Raw genomic sequence first — 17563 nt, 5'->3', positions numbered from 1 at the left:
AATGGCTACGCTCTTTTCAGCAAGGCAGACGGGCATCGCACCACCGCCGGCCGTCCGCGATCCGCCGCGGCGATGCATGCCGGTGAGGCATGGTGCCGGAGCCGAGGACACCCGCAATGACCAGCCCCAGGAGACGTCGACCATGACCACGCTTTCGGGAAAGACGGCTCTCGTCACCGGCGCCTCGCGCGGCATCGGCCGTGCCGCGGCCCTGGCCCTCGCCGAGGGTGGCGCGCAGGTCCTCGTCCACTACGGCCAGGCCAAGGCGGAGGCGGAGGCCGTCGTCGCGGAGATCCGCCGGGCCGGCGGCCGCGCCGATGCCCTCGCAGCCGACCTCGCCGCGCCCGATGGGCCCCACGGGCTCGCAAGCCGGGTTCGCGCCGTCGTCGGCGACCGCCTGGACATCCTGGTCGCCAACGCCGGCGTCTCGAAGGCGGCCTCGATCGAGGAGACCACGGTCGAGGATTTCGACCGTCTGTTCGCGGTCAATGTCCGCGCACCCTTCTTCCTCGTCCAGCAGCTTCTCCCGATCCTGCACGAAGGCAGCAGCATCGTGCTCGTTTCGTCGCTGGCCGCGCGGGCCGCCGTCGGCACGCTCTACGCCTATGCCGCGACCAAGGGCGCCGTCGACACGCTCGTCAGGCATTTCGCGGCGGCGCTGGGGCCGCGCGGCATCCGTGTCAACGCCGTGGCGCCCGGCGTCGTCCAGACCGACATGTCGAGCTTCACCAGGACCGAGGCGGGACGCGACTTCACGCTCGGCATCCAGGCCCTGAAGCGTCTCGCCGAGCCTGACGATGTCGGCGGCGTCATCGCCTTCCTCGCCTCCGATCAGGCCCGCTGGATCACCGGCGACACGATCCGGGTCGACGGCGGCTCGAAGCTCTGAGCGCCGGACCGGAGCGGCCGGCATCGCTCCCTTCACCGTCGAGCGTTCGGCCGGCGGCAGGCATGGTCGGATGGTCGACGCCCGCCGGCGAGGGCGGGCCTTGCCAGCGCCAGCGCCCGCTGCCGCCGGCCGGAGACCGCGGGGCCGAGGGTGCGACGGCGGGCGTCGTCCTTGCGATCGGCGCAGAGCTGCGCCGATCGCAGGCGCTACCCCTGCAGGAACACCCCTGCCCGCTCGTCGTGGCGCGCGAGCCGCGCGGCGAGATAGTCGATCTCGGCGATGGCGCGCGCGGTGAGGCAGACCGACGGCTTGCGCTGCGTGTCGGAGGCCAGGATGCCGCGCCGCATCAAGAGGTATTTCCTCACCGCCAGGCCGATGGATGGCTGCTGCTCGCACCGGATCAGCGGCAGATGCGCGTCGAAGAGATCGTGGGCCCGGTCGCGCTCGCCGGCCGCGGCCAGCCGCACCAGGTCGACCAGCGCCTCCGGGAAGGAATAGCCGGTCATGGCGCCATCCGCCCCGCGCCCGGTTTCGAGGTCGAGGAAGAGGCCGCCGTTCCCGCACAGGATGGACAGCGCGCGCATCCGGCCCGTCGCCTGCAACGAGCGAAGCGTCGAAATCTTCTCCAGTCCCGGCCAATCCTCGTGCTTGAGCATCACGCAGGACGGGATCTCGGCAACGATGCGTGCGATGACGCCCGGGCTCATCACGACGCCGAGGGACAGGGGATAGTCCTGCAGGACCCACGGGATGTCCGTGCCGATCGCCTCCACTGCCTGACTGAAATAGCCGACGATCTGCTCGTCGCTGCGCAGCGCAGGGGGCGGTGCGATCATCACGCCGGCCGCGCCGCTCTCCATGCTGCGTCGCGCCAGACGGCGCATCGGGGCAAAGCCGGGGGCGGAGACGCCGACGACGACGGGCAGCGTGGACCGGCGGATCACCTGCTCGGCGATCGCCACGGATTCCTCGGGCTCGAGCTTCGGCGCCTCCCCCATGAGGCCGAGCACCGTGATGCCGCTGCAGCCGGCCTCGGCATAGAAGTCGGTCATGCGGTCGATGGAGCCGTGGTCGATGCGTCCATCCGCATGGAAGGGCGTGGGCGCGATGGCGTAGACGCCCCTTGCGCTGGTGTTCAGGCTCATCGCGTCCTCGAGTCAGGCGACGGCGTTCGCGCGCGGCGCGCGAGACCACAGGTGCACGACATTCCCCTCCGGATCACGCACCACCAGGGTCGTGCCGTGGGCGCCCATGTCGCGCGCTTCGAGGACCGTTCCGCCGCTCTGCGAAACCAGCGCCTCGCAGGCCGTGAGGTCGCCGACCTCGAACACCGCGGCAGCCCCCATCATGCTCGCATGCGCCTCGCCGGCGCCGGCAAGCGCGAAAGGCGAGCCGCCCGCATCATACTGGATCCAGCGTTCGCCATCGGCATATTTCAGCGCGGGTGCGAACAGCGCCTCATAGAAGCGGCGTGCACGGGGCATGTCGGTCACGCCGTAGAACACGTTCTGAAGTCGGGGAAGCCTGGTCATGGCGTTTCCTGCGCTTTGCTTTCGGTTCGCGAGGCCACCGCGCCGGCCGGATGGACATGGGCGAACAGGCCGGCCCGGTACACCAGCGCCGGCTGGCTCGCGCCGACGGCGACGGCTTCGACCCGGCCGATGCAGATGGAGTGGGTGCCGCCATCCAGGACTTCGAGCAGGGAGCAGTCGAAGGCGGCGACGGCGTTCCCGAGCACCGGCGCGCCTGTCGTGAGCGTGCCCCAGTCGCCGTGAAGGAAGCGCTCGGCGCCTCGAACCCCATCGCGCCCGGCAAAGCGCGCCGCGAGCGCCTCGCCGGCGGCGCCCAGCACGTTCACGCAGAACATGCCGTGCTCCAGGATGACGCGGTGGCATTCGGCCTCGCGATTGATGCAGGCCAGCAGGGTCGGAGGCTCGACGGACAGGGAGCACACGGCCGTCGCCGTCAGGCCGCGACGGTGCAGGCCGACGCCCGACGTGACGATGGTGACGCCGGCTGCGAGCTCGCGCATGGCGGAGCGAAAGGCGGCGGGCTCGACGAAACTGTCTCTGGTCTTGCGCCTGGCGGCAGCCATCATTGCATTCACCGGATCATGCCCTGAGCTATGGTCAACCTGGCGCATCGGGCGCCCTGTGCGATCTCGATCGCAGGAACAACTTGTCCGAACTGCCGTCGGCTCTCAAACGTTCTCTTCTAATCGACAGTTCACCTGATTTTGCTTCACGCGCCAGGATTAGATCAGCTAATGCGTCATCCGGAGATAACCAACGCAGAGCGTCATGGCCCCGGGCTTGACCCGGCCATCCACGCGAACATAGGTGCTGGCAGTCATTCGTCCCGGCCGGGTTGCGAAAGCCCCTGCACTGGTTGCGTTCGCGTGGATGGGCGGATCAAGTCCGCCCATGACGGTCGAGGGTGGCGCAACCGCCGCCTCCCGATCTGCGACGGTTCCGTCATGGCCGGACTTGATCCGGCCATCCACGCGAACACCAGCCGATGCTCATGGGGCGTGACGCGTCTCGACGAGGCCCTTGAGCTGGGGGATGACCTCGTAGCCGAAGCGCTCCATCGAGGCGAGCGTCTGGGAGCGGCCGATTCCGGCAAATCCCATGAAGCAGGACATGTGCGTGGGCCGCAGCGTCTCGATTTCCCGCTGCAGCTTCTCGGCGCATTGGTTGGCGGGGCCGATGATGGCGTTTTCCATGAAGTCGTCGAGCGGCGGCTCGTCGTTGAGCGGCATCAGCCGGAGAAACACGCCTTCCTTGGACGGCGTGAGCGAATTCAGATTGACGGCCGCGCGGGCGAGATCGCGCACGCAGAGCGCCGCATGCTGCGCCTCGGTGGGATCGTCGGTGATGTAGATGTAGCGCTGCACGGCGAGCGGCATGGTCTCGGGATTCCCACCACCGAGGGCCCATCGTTCGGCGAGGCGATCTCGAAACGCGGAGGCGGCGGCAAGGCCGCGATGGCCGAAGCTCATGAAGGGCGTGCAGCCGCGCGCCGCCGCCCGGGCGACCACCGCCGGATCGCTGCCCGCGACGAAGATCTCGGGCAGCGTGAAGCCCAGCGGACGCATCGGCAGCTCCGTGTGCTCGATCTGGAAGTGGTCGCCGTCATGCTCGACATAGCCATGGGTCAGGCCCTGCTCGAGCAGGTCCCAGACCTCGAGCATGATCTCGTTCTTGCTGGCGATGTCGGCGCGATAGCGGTCGAATTCATAGGGCTGATAGCCCGATCCCAGGCCGATCACCAGGCGCCCGCCGGCGACCAGCGCCGCAAAGGCCACCTCCTGCACCAGGCGCAGGGGATTGTAGAAGGGCAGCACCAGCACCGCCGACCCCAGCCTGATCTGGCGCGTCTCGGCCACGCAGCGCGCGATCATCAGGAGGGAGGACGGGCAGATCGAATGGTTGGTGAAATGGTGCTCGGCGAACCAGGCGACGTCGAAGCCGAAATCGTCCGCCAGCTTCACGGCGTCGATGGTCGTCTGCATGACCGAGATCGGCGAGACGTTGCGGTCGTGCAGGCCCATCAGGTTGAACAGGCCAAGCTTCATCGCCCGCCTCCTGTGGATTTGGCGTAGCGGACGCTGTGGCCGGCATCGGCATCGAGAGCGAACATGATGCTTGTCCTGTGCAGCGGGCCCCGTGGGCGCCCGGAGGAAACCGCCGACGCGAGGGGAACGCGTCAGGCATAGGTGAGGCTCTTGCCGCCATCGACGACGAGGGTCTCGCCGGTCACGGCGCGGCTGCGGATCAGGCCGAGGACGGCGTCGGCCACATCCTCCGGCATGGCCGCGCGGGCCAGCGGCGTGCTGGCCGCCACGCGCTCGGCCTCCGCCGGCGTCGTCGTTGCGCCGCCGCCGCGCTCGATCCAGCGTGTCTGCACCATCCCCGGCGCGACGCCGTTCACCCGGACCTCGGGCGCCATGGCGACGGCCAGGACGCGGGTGAGCTGGATCAGCCCGGCCTTGGAGACGGCATAGGCGATCGAAGATCCGGCGCCGCGGATGCCGGCGATTGAGGCGACATTGACGATCACGCCGCCGCCGGCCTTCAGCAGGGGCGCGGCGGCGCGGCAGCAATAGAAGGCGCCGCGCAGGTTGGTGTCGAGCGTGACATCCCAGATCTCGTCGCTGAGGGCATCGAGATCGCGGATCGGCACGTAGCGCGTCGTGCCGGCATTGTTGACGAGAATGTCGAGGCGGCCGAAACGCTCCGTGAGCGCCGACACCATGGCCTTCACCTCGCCCTCGCGGCGCACGTCCGCCTGCACCGCGAAGGCCTCGACGCCGAGCGCCGTGAGGCCGCCGACCGTCCCGGCGGCATCGGCCTGCGAGGAGGCATAGCTGATGGCGATCCGGCGCACGCCGGCTTCGGCCAGCGCCAGCGCGGTCGCGCGCCCGATGCCCGTTCCGCCGCCGGTGACGAGGGCGGCCGCCGATCCCATGTCCTTCATGATTCCAGCCTGCTGGTTCTGTGATGCCGGACGCCTCAATAGGTGGAGCGTCCGCCCGAGACGTCGAACGTCGCGCCGGTGGAGAAGGAGCACTCCTCGGTGCAAAGCCAGGCGATCATCGAAGCCACCTCGTCGACCTTGCCGAGCCGCCCCATCGGAATCTTGCCGATCGAGAACTGCTGCTGCTCCGGCGGCAGGCGGCTGAAGAGCGGGCTTTCGATCGCGGCCGGGCACACGCAGTTGACGCGGATGCCCGTGGTGGCCAGCTCCTTGCCGATGCATTTGGTGAAGCCCATGATGCCGGCCTTGGCGGAGGAATAGGCGGCGTCGAAGGCGTTCCCGTCCTTGCCGGCGGTCGAGGAGATGGTGACGACCCGGCCGTAGTCGCGCTGCTGCATGGCGCGCACCACGTACTTGCAGGCGATGAAGGTGGCCGTGAGGTTGATGTCGACCAGCCGCCGCCACTCGGCGACGTCGTAGTCCACCACCGACGCCCGCCTCGCCTCGATGCCGATGCAGTTCACCAGGATGTCGATGCGCCCGAACCGTCGCATCACCTCCTCCGTGCGCGCGGACACCGCCTCGGCGTCGAGCATGTCCACGGTCATGCCGTGCACCCCCGACAGCTCCGCGGCCGCGGCGGCGAGCGCCTGCTCGTTGATGTCCCACAGGACGACGGTTGCCCCGGCGCCGCTCAGGCGCCGGGCCGTCGCCAGGCCGATGCCGCCTGTCCCGCCGCTGATGACGGCGACCTGGCCGGAGAGTTCGATACGGTTCATGACATCCTCTCGTGATGCGGAGCGAATGGCTCAGGCGGCGGCGCCGGCCCGGCCGAGGACCTGTGCCGGCGTGTCGGGATGCGGCTGCGGCCCGTTCCGGGACACCTGCCGGTCGGCGTCGTCCGGCAGCGGCGGTCGGCTGCTCTCGCCGAGCACGGCCGCCAGGAAGGCGGCGGTGCGCGGGTGCGAGGGGCGCACCAGGAGCTGGTCCGGCGGCCCCTCCTCGACGATCCTGCCCTTGTCGAAGAAGCAGACGCGATCGGAGATCTCGCGGGCGAACCGCATCTCGTGGGTCACCATGATCATGGTGAGGTCGTGCTCCTCGGCCAGCTTGCGGATGACGTTGAGGACCTCGCCCACCAGCTCCGGATCGAGCGCGCTGGTCGGCTCGTCGAACAGCAGCACTTTCGGGCGCATCGCCAGGGCGCGGGCGATGGCCACGCGCTGCTGCTGGCCGCCGGAGAGCTGGTTGGGATAGAAGGTTGCCTTGTCGCTCAGCCCCACCATGGCGAGCAGGTCCATGGCGCGCTCGCGCGCTTCGGCCTTGGAGAGGCCCAGCACGCTGACGGGCGCCTCGGTGATGTTGCGCAGCACGGTCATGTGCGGGAACAGGTTGAACTGCTGGAAGAGCATGCCGACATGCTTGCGGATGTTGAACAGATGGGCCTGCGTGGCGCGGAAGGGGCCCTTGCCGTCCGGCATGTGGTAGGACTGGCCGGCGATCCGGATGTTGCCGCCCTCGAACGGCTCGAGCGTCATCAGGATGCGCAGCACCGTCGACTTGCCCGATCCGCTCGGCCCGATCAGCGTCACCTTCTCGCCCTGCCGGACCCGGAAGTCGAACCGGTCGAGCACCGTCAGCGCGCCGAAGGACTTGGTGACGGTCTCGAATTCGATGATGTCGGTCATCGCAGGGGCACCCCTCGTTTCGGCAGGCCGAGCTCGACCAGCCGGATCAGGTAGGAAAACACGCTGGTGACCACGAGCATGAGGATCCCGGCGATGGTCAGCGGAATGGTGTACTGGTAGGTCCGGTCGCCGATGATGACCGCCAGGTTGAGCATCTCCAGAACGGAGATGGTGGACAGGATCGGCGTTTCCTTGAGCATGCCGACCAGGCAGTTGCCGAGCGCCGGCACGACACGGGGAATGGCCTGGGGGATGATGACGACGCCGTAGATCCGGGCCCGGCTCATGTTGAGCGCGGTCGAGGCTTCCCACTGGCCCTTCGCGATGGCCTCGATGCCGGCGCGGTAGATCTCGGCCGTATAGGCGCTGTATTGCAGGCCGATCGCCACGGCGCCCGTGACGAAGGCCGGCAGCACGATGCCGTATTGCGGCAGGACATAGTAGAGGAAGAACAGCTGGATCAGCAGCGGCGTGTCGCGCACGAATTCGAGGAAGGCGACGAGAGGCCACGTGATCAGGCGGGACGACGAGCGCCGCAGGACCGCGAAGAAGAGTCCGGCGACGGCGGCGACGACGAAGCCGAGCAGCGCCGCCGCCACGGTGACCTGCAGCCCCTTCAGCAGCAGCGGCAGCACGGCGAGGAGGAAGGCTAGGGTCGAGCTGGTATCGACGTTGAGATCGCTGGCCATCACGCCCGTCCCAGCAGGATGGTGCGCCGACGCAGGTAGGGCGGTCGCAGATAATGCTCGGCGATCCTGCCGATGGCCATGACGATCAGCGCCATGCCGAAATAGACGAGCAGCGTCACCGTGTAGATCCGCGCACTGTCATAGGTAAAGGTGCGCAGCTCCTGCGCCTTGAAGGCGACATCGGCGATGGAGATCATCGAGACCAGCGCCGTGTCCTTGAGGACGAGGATCGCCAGGTTGCCGAAGGGAGGCACCATTTCGACCGCGGCTTGCGGCAGCGTGATCTTCCACAGGGTCTGCGCCGCGTTGAGGTTGAGGGCGGTCGCCGCCTCGAGCTGATCCTTGGGAACCGCGAGCAGCGCGCCGCGCACGATTTCGCTGCCATAGGCGCCCGAGTTCAACGCAAGACCGAGGCATGCGGCCGTGAGGGGCGCCACGGTGATGCCGAACAGCGGCAGCGTGTAGTAGAGCCAGAAGAGCTGCACCAGGAGAGAGGTGCCGCGGAAGATCTCGACATAGACGAACGCGACGGACTTGAGGACGGGAATCTGCTGCGCCCGGACGATTCCGACCACGAGCGCGATCAGCACCGCTGAAATGAAGGAAATGGAGCCGACCGTGGCCGTCGCCTTCATGCCGACGGCGAGGTAACGCAGGTAGCCGAGCATGTCTTCCATGGAGCGCCGCCTTTCAGCTGCCGAACAACCAACGCAGCGGCGGCCGGATCGCCTCGTCCGGCCGCCCCCCGGGATCGCGGCGGGCTCACTTGCCCGCGCAGCGCTCGGCCGCCGTCATCGCCAGGGCGCGCTTGGCGCTGATCGGGCGCAGGCCGTTCTTGTCCATGATCGCGGCAAAGTCGGGCGTCTTCTCGAAGGCGCCGAGCTCTTTGTTGAAGGCCTCGACGAAGTCCGTGTCTTCCTTCTTGAAGGTCGCGCCGGCATAGCTGATCACCTCCTTGCCGTCGACGACGGGGATCTTGAAGGGATCGGCCACTTCCAGGCCCTTGACCCGGCCGCTGCGCAGCAGAAGGTCGGCAGCCGCGTCCTCGATCGTGTAGGCGTCGACGCGGCCCGACAGCACCAGCTCGGGCGCGTCGGCATGGTTCGAGAACAGCACGATCCGATCGTCCGGGATGCCGTAGGCCTTCAGGTACTTGAGCTGCACCGAGCCCGTCGGCACGGCGACCTTGGCGGTCGGATCGTTCTTGATGTCGTCATAGCTGTGCAGCTTCTTCGGATTGCCCGCCTTGACCAGCAGAGCCTCGGCGGCGGTGCTGGTCGGGTTGCCGAAATTGACCTGCTGGCAGCGCTCGGGGAAGATCGACTGCTGGGCGGCGACCACGTCCCAGCGGCCCGCCTTGAGGCCGGGGATCAGGGTCGAGAACGGCGTGACGACCCAGTCGATCTGCTCGACGCCGAGGCGCTTGAGCACGGCCGTCATGACTTCCGGCCCGACGCCCGCCGCCGTGCCGTCGGGAGTCATGAAGGCATAGGGCGGCTCGTTGTGGATCGCGGCGCGCGCGAAGCCGCGCGCGCGGATGTCGTCGAGCGTGCCGGCCTGGACCGGCAGTGTCGCGAGGCTGGCGACCACGCCCAGGACGAGGGCGCTCACGGCGATGGAGACGGACTTGAGTTTCATTTTTTACCCCTCTGTTTTGCTTATACTACGCGCACTCTGGACGAATTTTATACTTATGTTTTCTCTAGAGTTCCTTCAGATCGGCCATGCCCCGTAAGCGGGATGGATCCGTCACCACGCCGTCCAGCCGGCGTCGATCACGAGGTTCGTGCCGTTGACGTAGCGGCTGTCGTCCGAGGCCAGGAAGGCGACGGCCGGCGCGATGTCGTCGGGCTGAGCGCGCGGCGGCCGGGTGACGATGCCCTTCTCGCGGATCTTCAATCCTTCTTCGGACATGCCGTCCATGCCGGCGAGGCTGGTCTCGACCGAGCCCGGCGAGATGCAGTTGCAGCGGATGCCCGCCGCGCCATATTCGACGGCCACGGCCTTGGTCAGGCCGATCACGCCGTGCTTGGCGACGGTATAGGCAAAGCCGGACCGACCGCCGCGGAAGCCGGAGATCGAAGCCAGGTTGATGATCACGCCCTTGCCCTGCTTGATCATGATCGGCACCGCCGCACGGCAGGCCTTGAAGGGACCGGAGAGGTTGATGCCGAGATGGCGATCCCAGGCCTCGTCCGAGACTTCCAGCATCGTCTTCCAGTGATCGGGCACGCCGGCATTGTTGACCAGGATGTCGAGGCTTCCGAAGTCCTCGAGCGCCGCGGCGAAGGTCGCCGCGATGCCCTCGTTGCTGGCGGCGTCGGCGACGAGAGCGCTGACCTCGGCGCCGCCTGCCCGCAGCTCGGCCTCGGCTCTCTCCACCCGCTCGGCATTGATGTCGCTGATGACGAGGCGTGCGCCTTCCTGGGCCAGCCTCGCGGCGATGGCACGGCCGATGCCGGCTCCCGCGCCGGAGACGACCGCCGTGCGTCCTTCCAAATTCGATTTCATGGCACCCTCGGGCTGATGAGACTGGGGCGACGGCCCCCCGGCCGTTCGCCCGCGGGAGATCAGGCGGCGGCGACGCCCTCGGCGCCGACCTTGCCGATCGCATCGAGCGGGCCGACGGCGCGCTCCAGCAGCGGCACGACGTCCGAGCCGAAGCGCTCGAGCGAGCGGAGCGCCCGTCCGATCGGCATGTCGCCGAACTGGAAGAAGCAGTTGTAGTGAACCGGGTTGAGCAGGCGGACCTCCTCCGCCATGCGCTCGGCCACGTAATGTGCATCGCCGATGATGAGATTGTCCCGGAAGGTTTCCAGCGGCGGCTCGTCCGGCAGCGGCGGCGCATTGAGGAACGTGCCCTCCAGCGAGACCTGCGGCTGGCGCAGCGCCATCACCATGCGGCCGACGAAGCGGGCCCGCTCGGCGGCTTCCAGCGCCTCCTCCTTGCTGTCGGTGACATGGATGTATTGCTGCAGGGCGAACGGCATCGGGCGATGGCCGAGCCCGGCCGCGCCCCAGGCCTTGCGGGCATTGCCGGCCATCTCGATCAGGGTCTTGGTGCCGCGCCAGCCGGCCGTCAGGAAGGGAGTCGCGTCATACTTGGAGACCGCCTTGAGGATGCGCGGGTCGACCGAGGTGACGAAGAGCTCGGGCATCGGCGCCTGGCGCGGACGCAGGGTGAAGACGGTGTCCTTGGCCTTGATGAACTCGCCGTCGAGCGAGGCATGGCCGGTCGTCAGGGCCTGCTCGAGGATCTTCCAATATTCGAGGAAGACCTCGGTCTTCTGGGCGATCGGGCTGTTGAAGCGCTCGAACTCGTAGATCTGGTAGCCGGTGCCGACGCCGAGCACGAAGCGGCCGTCGCTGAGCTGGTCGACCAGGCCGATCTCCTGGGCGACGCGCATCGGGTGGTAGAGCGGCAGGACCACCACGCCGGCGCCGAGGCGGATCTTCTTGGTCACGCCGGCGAAATGGGCGCACATCACCAGCGGCGAAGGGCTGAGGGAGTAGTTGTTGAAGTGATGCTCGGCGAACCAGGCGATGTCGAAGCCGATATCCTCGGCCAGGGCGATCATCTGCCGGGTGTTGGAAATGACGCCGCGGACTCCATCCGGATTGTCGCGCAGGGACATCAGGTTGAACAGACCGAATTTCATAGATCTTTTCCCAGATAGGCTGCTGATGACGATCGGGCGGATCAGGGGATGTAGTATCCGCCGGCGGCGACCACCGTCTCGCCGACCATGTAGCGATTGCGATCCGAGATCAGGAACAGAATGACTTCGGCGATGTCCTCGGGCTCGGCGGCGCGGCCGATCGGGGTCTCGGCTTCGATCGACGGCAGGAAGCCCATCTTCTTGGCCGTCTCCGTCGCGATCGGCCCCGGCGCCACCGCATTGACCAGGATGCCGAGCGGCGCCACTTCCAGCCCGAAGGTCTTCGTCAGGCTGACGACGGCGGCCTTGGTCGCGGCATAGTGGCTGTTCTTGGGATGGGCCTTGAAGGCGTCGATCGAGGCGATGTTGACGATCCGGCCCTCGCGCCTCGGCCGCATGTGCTCGACCGCAGCCACGGTCATGTGATAGAGCCCGCGCACGTTCACGCCGAGGCTGGCGTTCCATTCCTCGTCGGTGATCTCGAAGATCGGCCGGCGGGGATAGATGCCGGCATTGTTGACGAGGCCGTCGATATGGCCGAAGGCCCGCACGGCCTCGGCGAACAGGCCATGGGCGCCCTCCCGCGTGGTGAGATCGCCGACGATCGGCACGGCGTTGCCGCCCAGCGCCCGGATCTTCTCGGCGAGAGCCCGCGCGCCGTCGGGGTTGACGTCCAGCACCGCGATGCCGGCACCGGCCTTGGCCAATGTCAGGGAGATCGCGCTTCCGAGGCCCCCGGCCGCTCCGGTCACGACTACGTTCTTGCCGTTCATTGTCTTCCAGGCTCCTTCATGGCGGTGCACCGAAAGGTGAAGCCAAGAAGACAGCCCTGACAAACGACGAATCCTTAAGCACGCGTAAGCGAAAGCCCGTGCGATGCCTGCGATAAGTATAGCTAACCTGTCGCGCTCCGGCTAAACCTCCATCATGCTGCGGAAGGCCTCGACGAGGGCGAGGCGCGGCGAGCTGCGCATCCAGAACAGGCCGATGCGCCGCACGGGAACGGGGGGCGGCAGGGCGAGGCGCCGGAGGGCCAGGCCGGCCGGCCAGGGCGGCGCCCAGTCGGGCACCAGGGCGACGCCGAGGCCGCGATCCACCATCACGGCGATCGCCTCGAGCGAATCCAGCTCCAGCCGGTCGCGCGGCACCACGGCCTGCGCCCGCAGATAGCCGTCGATGAGCCTCCCGCCCCAGTAGCGCCGGTCGTAGCGGATCAGGGGCTGCGTGCGAAGCAGGTCGAGCGGATCCTCCCCCTCCGTGGCCTCCGGCGCCAGCACGATCAGGGGCTCGGCCCTGAGCTCGGACCAGCAGAAGGGCTTGGGATAGCGGAAAGGCGGCTGCACCATCACGCAGACGTCGAGCTCGCCGTCGAGCATCTGGCGATAGATATCGACCGAGCGGCCGGGGACGACATAGACTTCGATGGCCGGAAACGCCTGCATCATGCGCTTGAGGCCGTCGGGCAGGATCCCGGTCAGCGCCGTCGAGATGGCGCCGACGCGCAGCTCGCCGGCCGGCGTCCCCCGCCCGGCCGCGATGCGAAGCTCGGCGACGTCCCGGACGAGCCTGCGGGCGCGCGCCGCCACGGCGACGCCCGCGGCGGTGGGAGCGACCCGTCGCCCGGCGCGCAGGAGCAGCGGCGCGCCGATCTCGTCCTCGAGCGCCTGGATGCGCTGGGCGACGGCGGCGGGGGTCAGGTTGAGCTGCCGGGCGGCCTCGGCGATCGAGCCGCCATCGACGATGGCGATGAAGCTTTCCAGGAACCGTGTATCCATAAGATTTCTTATCTTTCAAAGCTATAAAAAGCGATATTTTATTGCTTCTCGATCCGTGCGAGCCTTCACGATCGCATCGCTTGAGGAGTTGGACTTGGATCTGGGTCTCGAAGACAAGGTGGCGCTGGTGCACGGCGCCGGCGGCGGGCTCGGCGGCGCCATCGCCCGGGCGCTGGCGCGCGAGGGCGCCGCGGTGGCCGTGGCGGACATCGACGGTGGGGCCGCCGAGGCGACACGCGACGCGATCCTCGCCGGCGGCGGCCGGGCGGTGGCGCTCCAATGGGATCTCGCCGACCTCGCCGTGGTGGAGCCGGCCATCGCGCGCATCGAAGCCGAGCTCGGCGCCATCGGCGTGCTCGTCAACAACACCGGCGGCCCGCCGCCGACGCCCGTCTCGGGGCAGGCGCCGGAGCTCTGGCAGAAGCAGTTCCAGGCCATGGTCCTGTCGGTGATCGCGATCACCGACCGCGTCCTCCCCGCCATGCGCGCGGCGCGGTGGGGGCGGATCATCACCTCGACCTCGTCCGGCGTGATTGCGCCGATTGCCAATCTCGGCCTGTCCAATGCCCTGCGCTCGTCGCTCGTGGGCTGGTCCAAGACCCTGGCACGGGAGGTCGGCCGGGACGGCATCACCGCCAACATCGTGCTGCCGGGACGCATCGCCACGGCCCGCATCGGTTTCCTCGACGAGCAGAAGGCGAAGCGCGAGGGCCGCGACGTGGCCGAGGTCATCGCCGAGAGCACCGCATCGATCCCGGTCGGGCGCTACGGCGATCCCAGCGAATATGCGGACGTCGTGGCGTTCCTGGCCAGCCGGCGCGCATCCTACATCACCGGCTCCATCATCCGCATCGACGGCGGCCTGATCCAGAGCATCTGACCAACCCCGGAGCCCGACCAATGTCCACCGAAACTGCCCCGCCCCTGGATCCGAAGACGGTCGAGGTTCTGGAGGGCCTGTCGACAGCCACCCTCACCACCATCCTGCTGAAGAAGGGCCTGCGCTCGGTGTGGATCCGCGGCTCCAAGCCGCTGCAGCCGGACCAGCGCCGTCTTGTCGGGCGTGCCTTCACGCTGCGCTTCGTGCCGGCGCGCGAGGACCTCGCCACCCCGGCCTCCTGGGCTTCGCCGATCTCGACGCGCGCGGCCATCGAGGACATGCCGCAAGGCTGCATCGCGGTGGTCGACGCGATGGGCATGACCGATGCCGGCATTTTCGGCGACATCCTCTGCGCCCGCATGCGCGAGCGCGGCGTCACGGCGCTGGTCACCGACGGCGCGGTCCGCGACATTGCCGGCGTGCTCGGCACCGCTCTGCCGGTCTGGGCGAGCGGGGCGGCGGCCCCCCCTTCCGTCGCCGGCCTGACCTTCGTCGGCTGGCAGGAGCCGATCGGCTGCGGCGGCGTCGCGGTGTTTCCGGACGATGTCGTCGTCGCCGACCAGGACGGGGCGGTCCTGATCCCGGCCGCGCTGCTCGACGCCGTGCTGGCGGAAGGGCCCGAGCAGGAGCGGATGGAAGCCTGGATCATGGACGAGGTGCACAAGGGCGTGCCCCTGCCCGGACTCTATCCGATGAACGAGGCGACCAAGGCCCGCTACGAGGCCTGGAAGGCCGGCCGGTAGGGCTCCGAAGGTCCGTCGTGGTATTTGTGATGCAGCCGTGCGTCTTTTCGCTTTGCACGACGGACTCCTTGGAGCACCATAGCCGATCATCAAGCTGAGGTCCCAGATCGAGAACCTCCGATTGAGAGAAGGAGGGGTTTTAGTATTGGAAGTAGGGCCAATAGCCGATCGAGGAGCGCCCGAAGAGAATTTTTTCAAACCATAAAAACATGACGAGCTGACTTTCAGCTGGGGATTACGGAATGGATACACCTCGAAATCAATGGCTCGAAGAGCTCATCACCGGCGCGCCGAACGAGCATGGGCGGCAGCGGCGCCAGGCGCCCCGCCTGCCCCCGCTCAATCTCTTCCGGGTCTTCGAAGCTGCCGCACGCCATCGCAGCTTTCGCGGCGCGGCCGACGAGCTGTGCGTCACGCCCTCCGCCGTGAGCCAGCAGATCCGCCAGCTCGAGGACTTTCTCGGCGCCCGTCTGTTCCGGCGGCTGCCGCGCCAGGTCGAGCTCACGCGCGACGGCACCACCCTGGCCAATGTCGTGCAGGAGGCGCTGATCCTGCTCAGCAAGGTCTGCGGCCGCCTCGGCGACCCCGCCGCCTCCACGGTGCTGTGCATCAACGTCTCGACATCCCTCGCGTCGCGCTGGCTGGTGAACCGCCTCGGGGATTTCATGGCGGAGCACCCGCAGATCAAGATCACGCTGCTCGCCTCGAACGACCCCGTGAACTTCCGGCGCCAGGACGTGGACGTCGCCATCCGTTGGGGCACCGGCGACTGGAAGTCCGACATCCTCGCCGAGCCCCTGACGCGGGATTACCACTTTCCGGTCTGCAGCCCCCAGTACCGCGACGAGCACGACCTGCGCACGCCGGCCAGCCTCAAGCGCGCCACGACGCTGCACGAGGTCCATGGCAGCCCCTGGACGAGCTGGATCGACGCCGCCGAGGGCGAGCCCCTCTCCTACGGCGACGTGCTCTATTTCAGCGATGCGGCCCTGATGCTCGAAGCGGCCGTCGCCGGCCAGGGCGTCTGCCTGAGCAACTACATCCTGGCGGGCAAGGATCTTGCGGCCGGCCGGCTGGTCGCGCCCTTCGAGACCACGTTCGACCTGGGAACCGAGGGCTACTACATCCTCACCAGCGTCGCCTTCGCCGAGAAGCCGGCGGTCGAGGTGCTGCGCGCCTGGCTTCGGCGCGAGGCGCAGGACACGGTCGGCAGGCTCGCCGGCGACAGGCTGCGCGCCACGCTCACTGTCCGAGGTAAGCAGCCCGCACCCTCGGATCATGCATGAGCGCGGAGGCCGGACCGTCGAGCACGATCTCGCCGGTCTCCAGCACGAAGGCGTGGTTGGAGATCTCCAGGGCCCGATAGACGTTCTGCTCGACCAGGAGAACGGTGACGCCGGTGGCGTTGATCGCGGAGATCGTCTGCAGGACGGTTTCGGCCAGCAGGGGCGACAACCCCATCGTCGGCTCGTCCAGCAGCAGCACCTGCGGATCCGCAACGATCGCCCGGCCGATCGCGACCATCTGCTGCTCGCCGCCCGAGAGCGTTCCGGCCATCTGGCCGGCGCGTTCGCGCAGCCTCGGGAACAGGTCGAAGACCTTGTCGAGGACGGCGCGATCGCGGCCGCCGTCCGGGCGGCCGAACAAGCCGATCTCCAGATTCTCCGCCACCGTCATCCGGCCGAACAGGCGCCTGCCCTCCGGCACCTGCGCCAGCCCCATCGGCACGCGCTCGTGCGGCGGAAGGTGGCTGATATCGCGCTCACCGAGGCACACGCGCCCGCCGGTGAGATTGCGCAGCCCGCTCAGCGCATTGAGGATGGTCGACTTGCCCGCGCCGTTGGCGCCGACGATCGCGGCGATGCTGCCTTTCGGAACGCGGAAGCTGACATTGCGGACGGCTTCGACCATCCCGTAGGACACGCAGATGTTCTGAACATCGAGCGTCTGACTCATGCGCCCCGCACCTCCCTGAAATCCGAAGGCGGTCGATCGTCGGCGGCAGGGGTGCCGAGATAGGCGGCGATCACGCGTTCGTCCGCATGAATCTCGGCGGGCCTGCCCTCGGCCAGGACATGTCCGCGATCGAGCACGGTGATGCGATCGGAGACCGCCATCACCACCCGCATGTGATGCTCGATCATGACCACGGTGACGCCCCTCTCCTCGCGGATGCGCTGGATGAGGCCGACCAGGCGCATGCCCTCCTGCGGATTCATGCCGGCGGCCGGCTCGTCGAGCAGCAGCAGGCGCGGATCGGTCGCCAGGGCCCTGGCGATCTCGAGCCGGCGCTGGTCGCCATAGGGCATGTTGCGCGCGAGGGTGTCGCCGCGATGGCTGATGCCGACGAAGGCCAGCAGCTCGCGCGCCACCTCCAGGGCGGCGGCCTGCTCCTGCCGAAAGCGCCGCGTGCCGGCGATCGCATCCCAGATCCCCGCCTTCAGCAGGCGATGCCGCCCGATGAGGACATTGTCGAGGGCGCTGACATGCGGGAACAGCCGCACGTTCTGGTAGGTGCGGGCCACGCGATGCGCGGCGACCACATGGGGCGCCAGCCCGTCGATGCGCGCGCCGTCGAGCAGGACGACGCCGCTCGTCGGCTTTTCGAACGAGGTGATGCAGTTGAACACCGAGGTCTTGCCGGCGCCGTTCGGGCCGATGATGGCGTGGACCGCGGCATGCTTCACGCCGAAGCTGACCTGGTCGACCGCCAGCAGGCCTCCGAAGCGCTTGGTCAGGCCGCGGACCTCGAGGAGCATGC

20 protein-coding genes are annotated in these 17563 nt (G+C 68.3%); 4 read left to right on the top strand and 16 right to left on the bottom strand.

Annotated elements, in window-relative coordinates; translation table 11 throughout:
- Positions 1-142: 142 nt before the first annotated feature.
- Positions 143-889: an SDR family NAD(P)-dependent oxidoreductase gene (locus QO011_RS25620; protein WP_307278417.1), complete on the top strand. Its 747-nt coding sequence runs from the start codon at positions 143-145 to the stop codon at positions 887-889.
- 206 nt (positions 890-1095) lie between these two features.
- On the opposite strand, the gene QO011_RS25615 is transcribed toward QO011_RS25620, so the two are convergent.
- The 14 genes from QO011_RS25615 to QO011_RS25550 form a co-directional block, all read right to left on the bottom strand.
- Positions 1096-2034, bottom strand: coding sequence for a dihydrodipicolinate synthase family protein (locus QO011_RS25615; RefSeq protein WP_307278414.1), 939 nt, complete (start codon positions 2032-2034; stop codon positions 1096-1098).
- A gap of 12 nt (positions 2035-2046) precedes the next feature.
- A complete protein-coding gene (locus QO011_RS25610) occupies positions 2047-2421 on the bottom strand; it encodes a VOC family protein (protein WP_307278411.1) in 375 nt (124 codons plus the stop codon).
- Positions 2418-2984 carry a flavin reductase gene (locus tag QO011_RS25605; protein WP_307278408.1) on the bottom strand — a complete coding sequence of 189 codons (567 nt, stop codon included), beginning with the start codon at positions 2982-2984 and terminating at the stop codon, positions 2418-2420. Before QO011_RS25605 ends, QO011_RS25610 begins: the two co-directional genes overlap by 4 nt.
- 426 nt (positions 2985-3410) lie before the next feature.
- Positions 3411-4466, bottom strand: coding sequence for an LLM class flavin-dependent oxidoreductase (locus tag QO011_RS25600; RefSeq protein WP_307278405.1), 1056 nt, complete (start codon positions 4464-4466; stop codon positions 3411-3413).
- A gap of 131 nt (positions 4467-4597) precedes the next feature.
- Complete coding sequence (locus QO011_RS25595; RefSeq protein WP_307278401.1) at positions 4598-5368, bottom strand: SDR family NAD(P)-dependent oxidoreductase; 771 nt, start codon at positions 5366-5368, stop codon at positions 4598-4600.
- Between the two features lie 35 nt (positions 5369-5403).
- The gene (locus QO011_RS25590; protein WP_307278397.1) at positions 5404-6147 is read right to left on the bottom strand and encodes an SDR family NAD(P)-dependent oxidoreductase; all 744 of its coding nucleotides are present in this window, start codon (positions 6145-6147) and stop codon (positions 5404-5406) included.
- Between the two features lie 30 nt (positions 6148-6177).
- Entirely contained in the window at positions 6178-7056 is an 879-nt protein-coding gene (ehuA, locus tag QO011_RS25585; RefSeq protein ID WP_307278394.1) for an ectoine/hydroxyectoine ABC transporter ATP-binding protein EhuA, read from the bottom strand.
- Entirely contained in the window at positions 7053-7745 is a 693-nt protein-coding gene (gene ehuD / locus QO011_RS25580) for an ectoine/hydroxyectoine ABC transporter permease subunit EhuD (protein WP_307278391.1), read from the bottom strand. Before ehuD ends, ehuA begins: the two co-directional genes overlap by 4 nt.
- Positions 7745-8422 (bottom strand): ectoine/hydroxyectoine ABC transporter permease subunit EhuC, encoded by a 678-nt coding sequence (gene ehuC, locus QO011_RS25575; protein ID WP_307278388.1) that lies wholly within the window; start codon positions 8420-8422, stop codon positions 7745-7747. The genes ehuD and ehuC overlap by 1 nt, the downstream gene beginning before the upstream one ends.
- Positions 8423-8507: 85 nt before the next feature.
- Positions 8508-9383, bottom strand: a complete 876-nt coding sequence (ehuB, locus tag QO011_RS25570) for an ectoine/hydroxyectoine ABC transporter substrate-binding protein EhuB (protein ID WP_307278385.1) — start codon at positions 9381-9383, stop codon at positions 8508-8510.
- Between the two features lie 111 nt (positions 9384-9494).
- A complete protein-coding gene (locus tag QO011_RS25565; protein WP_307278384.1) occupies positions 9495-10256 on the bottom strand; it encodes an SDR family NAD(P)-dependent oxidoreductase in 762 nt (253 codons plus the stop codon).
- Positions 10257-10315: 59 nt separating this feature from the next.
- Positions 10316-11404 carry an LLM class flavin-dependent oxidoreductase gene (locus QO011_RS25560; protein WP_307278382.1) on the bottom strand — a complete coding sequence of 363 codons (1089 nt, stop codon included), beginning with the start codon at positions 11402-11404 and terminating at the stop codon, positions 10316-10318.
- Between the two features lie 41 nt (positions 11405-11445).
- Positions 11446-12177: an SDR family NAD(P)-dependent oxidoreductase gene (locus QO011_RS25555; RefSeq protein WP_307278379.1), complete on the bottom strand. Its 732-nt coding sequence runs from the start codon at positions 12175-12177 to the stop codon at positions 11446-11448.
- A 141-nt stretch (positions 12178-12318) separates the two neighbouring features.
- Positions 12319-13179 (bottom strand): LysR family transcriptional regulator, encoded by an 861-nt coding sequence (locus tag QO011_RS25550; RefSeq protein WP_307278376.1) that lies wholly within the window; start codon positions 13177-13179, stop codon positions 12319-12321.
- A gap of 94 nt (positions 13180-13273) precedes the next feature.
- On the opposite strand from QO011_RS25550, the gene QO011_RS25545 reads away from it, so the two are divergent.
- The 3 genes from QO011_RS25545 (at position 13274) to gcvA (ending at position 16088) form a co-directional block, all read left to right on the top strand.
- Entirely contained in the window at positions 13274-14059 is a 786-nt protein-coding gene (locus QO011_RS25545) for an SDR family oxidoreductase (RefSeq protein ID WP_307278374.1), read from the top strand.
- Between the two features lie 20 nt (positions 14060-14079).
- Positions 14080-14802 carry a ribonuclease activity regulator RraA gene (locus QO011_RS25540; RefSeq protein ID WP_307278371.1) on the top strand — a complete coding sequence of 241 codons (723 nt, stop codon included), beginning with the start codon at positions 14080-14082 and terminating at the stop codon, positions 14800-14802.
- Between the two features lie 242 nt (positions 14803-15044).
- The gene (gene gcvA / locus QO011_RS25535; protein WP_307278369.1) at positions 15045-16088 is read left to right on the top strand and encodes a transcriptional regulator GcvA; all 1044 of its coding nucleotides are present in this window, start codon (positions 15045-15047) and stop codon (positions 16086-16088) included.
- Here the strand turns inward: gcvA and QO011_RS25530 are convergent.
- Together QO011_RS25530 and QO011_RS25525 are read right to left on the bottom strand one after the other, a co-directional pair.
- Positions 16045-16758 carry an ABC transporter ATP-binding protein gene (locus QO011_RS25530; RefSeq protein ID WP_307278366.1) on the bottom strand — a complete coding sequence of 238 codons (714 nt, stop codon included), beginning with the start codon at positions 16756-16758 and terminating at the stop codon, positions 16045-16047. The two genes, gcvA and QO011_RS25530, sit on opposite strands and share 44 nt — an antisense overlap.
- Positions 16755-17561, bottom strand: a complete 807-nt coding sequence (locus tag QO011_RS25525; RefSeq protein ID WP_307278364.1) for an ABC transporter ATP-binding protein — start codon at positions 17559-17561, stop codon at positions 16755-16757. Before QO011_RS25525 ends, QO011_RS25530 begins: the two co-directional genes overlap by 4 nt.
- Positions 17562-17563: the final 2 nt, after the last annotated feature.

The sequence above is a fragment of the Labrys wisconsinensis genome (assembly GCF_030814995.1).
Classification (GTDB): domain Bacteria; phylum Pseudomonadota; class Alphaproteobacteria; order Rhizobiales; family Labraceae; genus Labrys; species Labrys wisconsinensis.
This window is presented reverse-complemented; position numbering and strand designations above follow the sequence as displayed.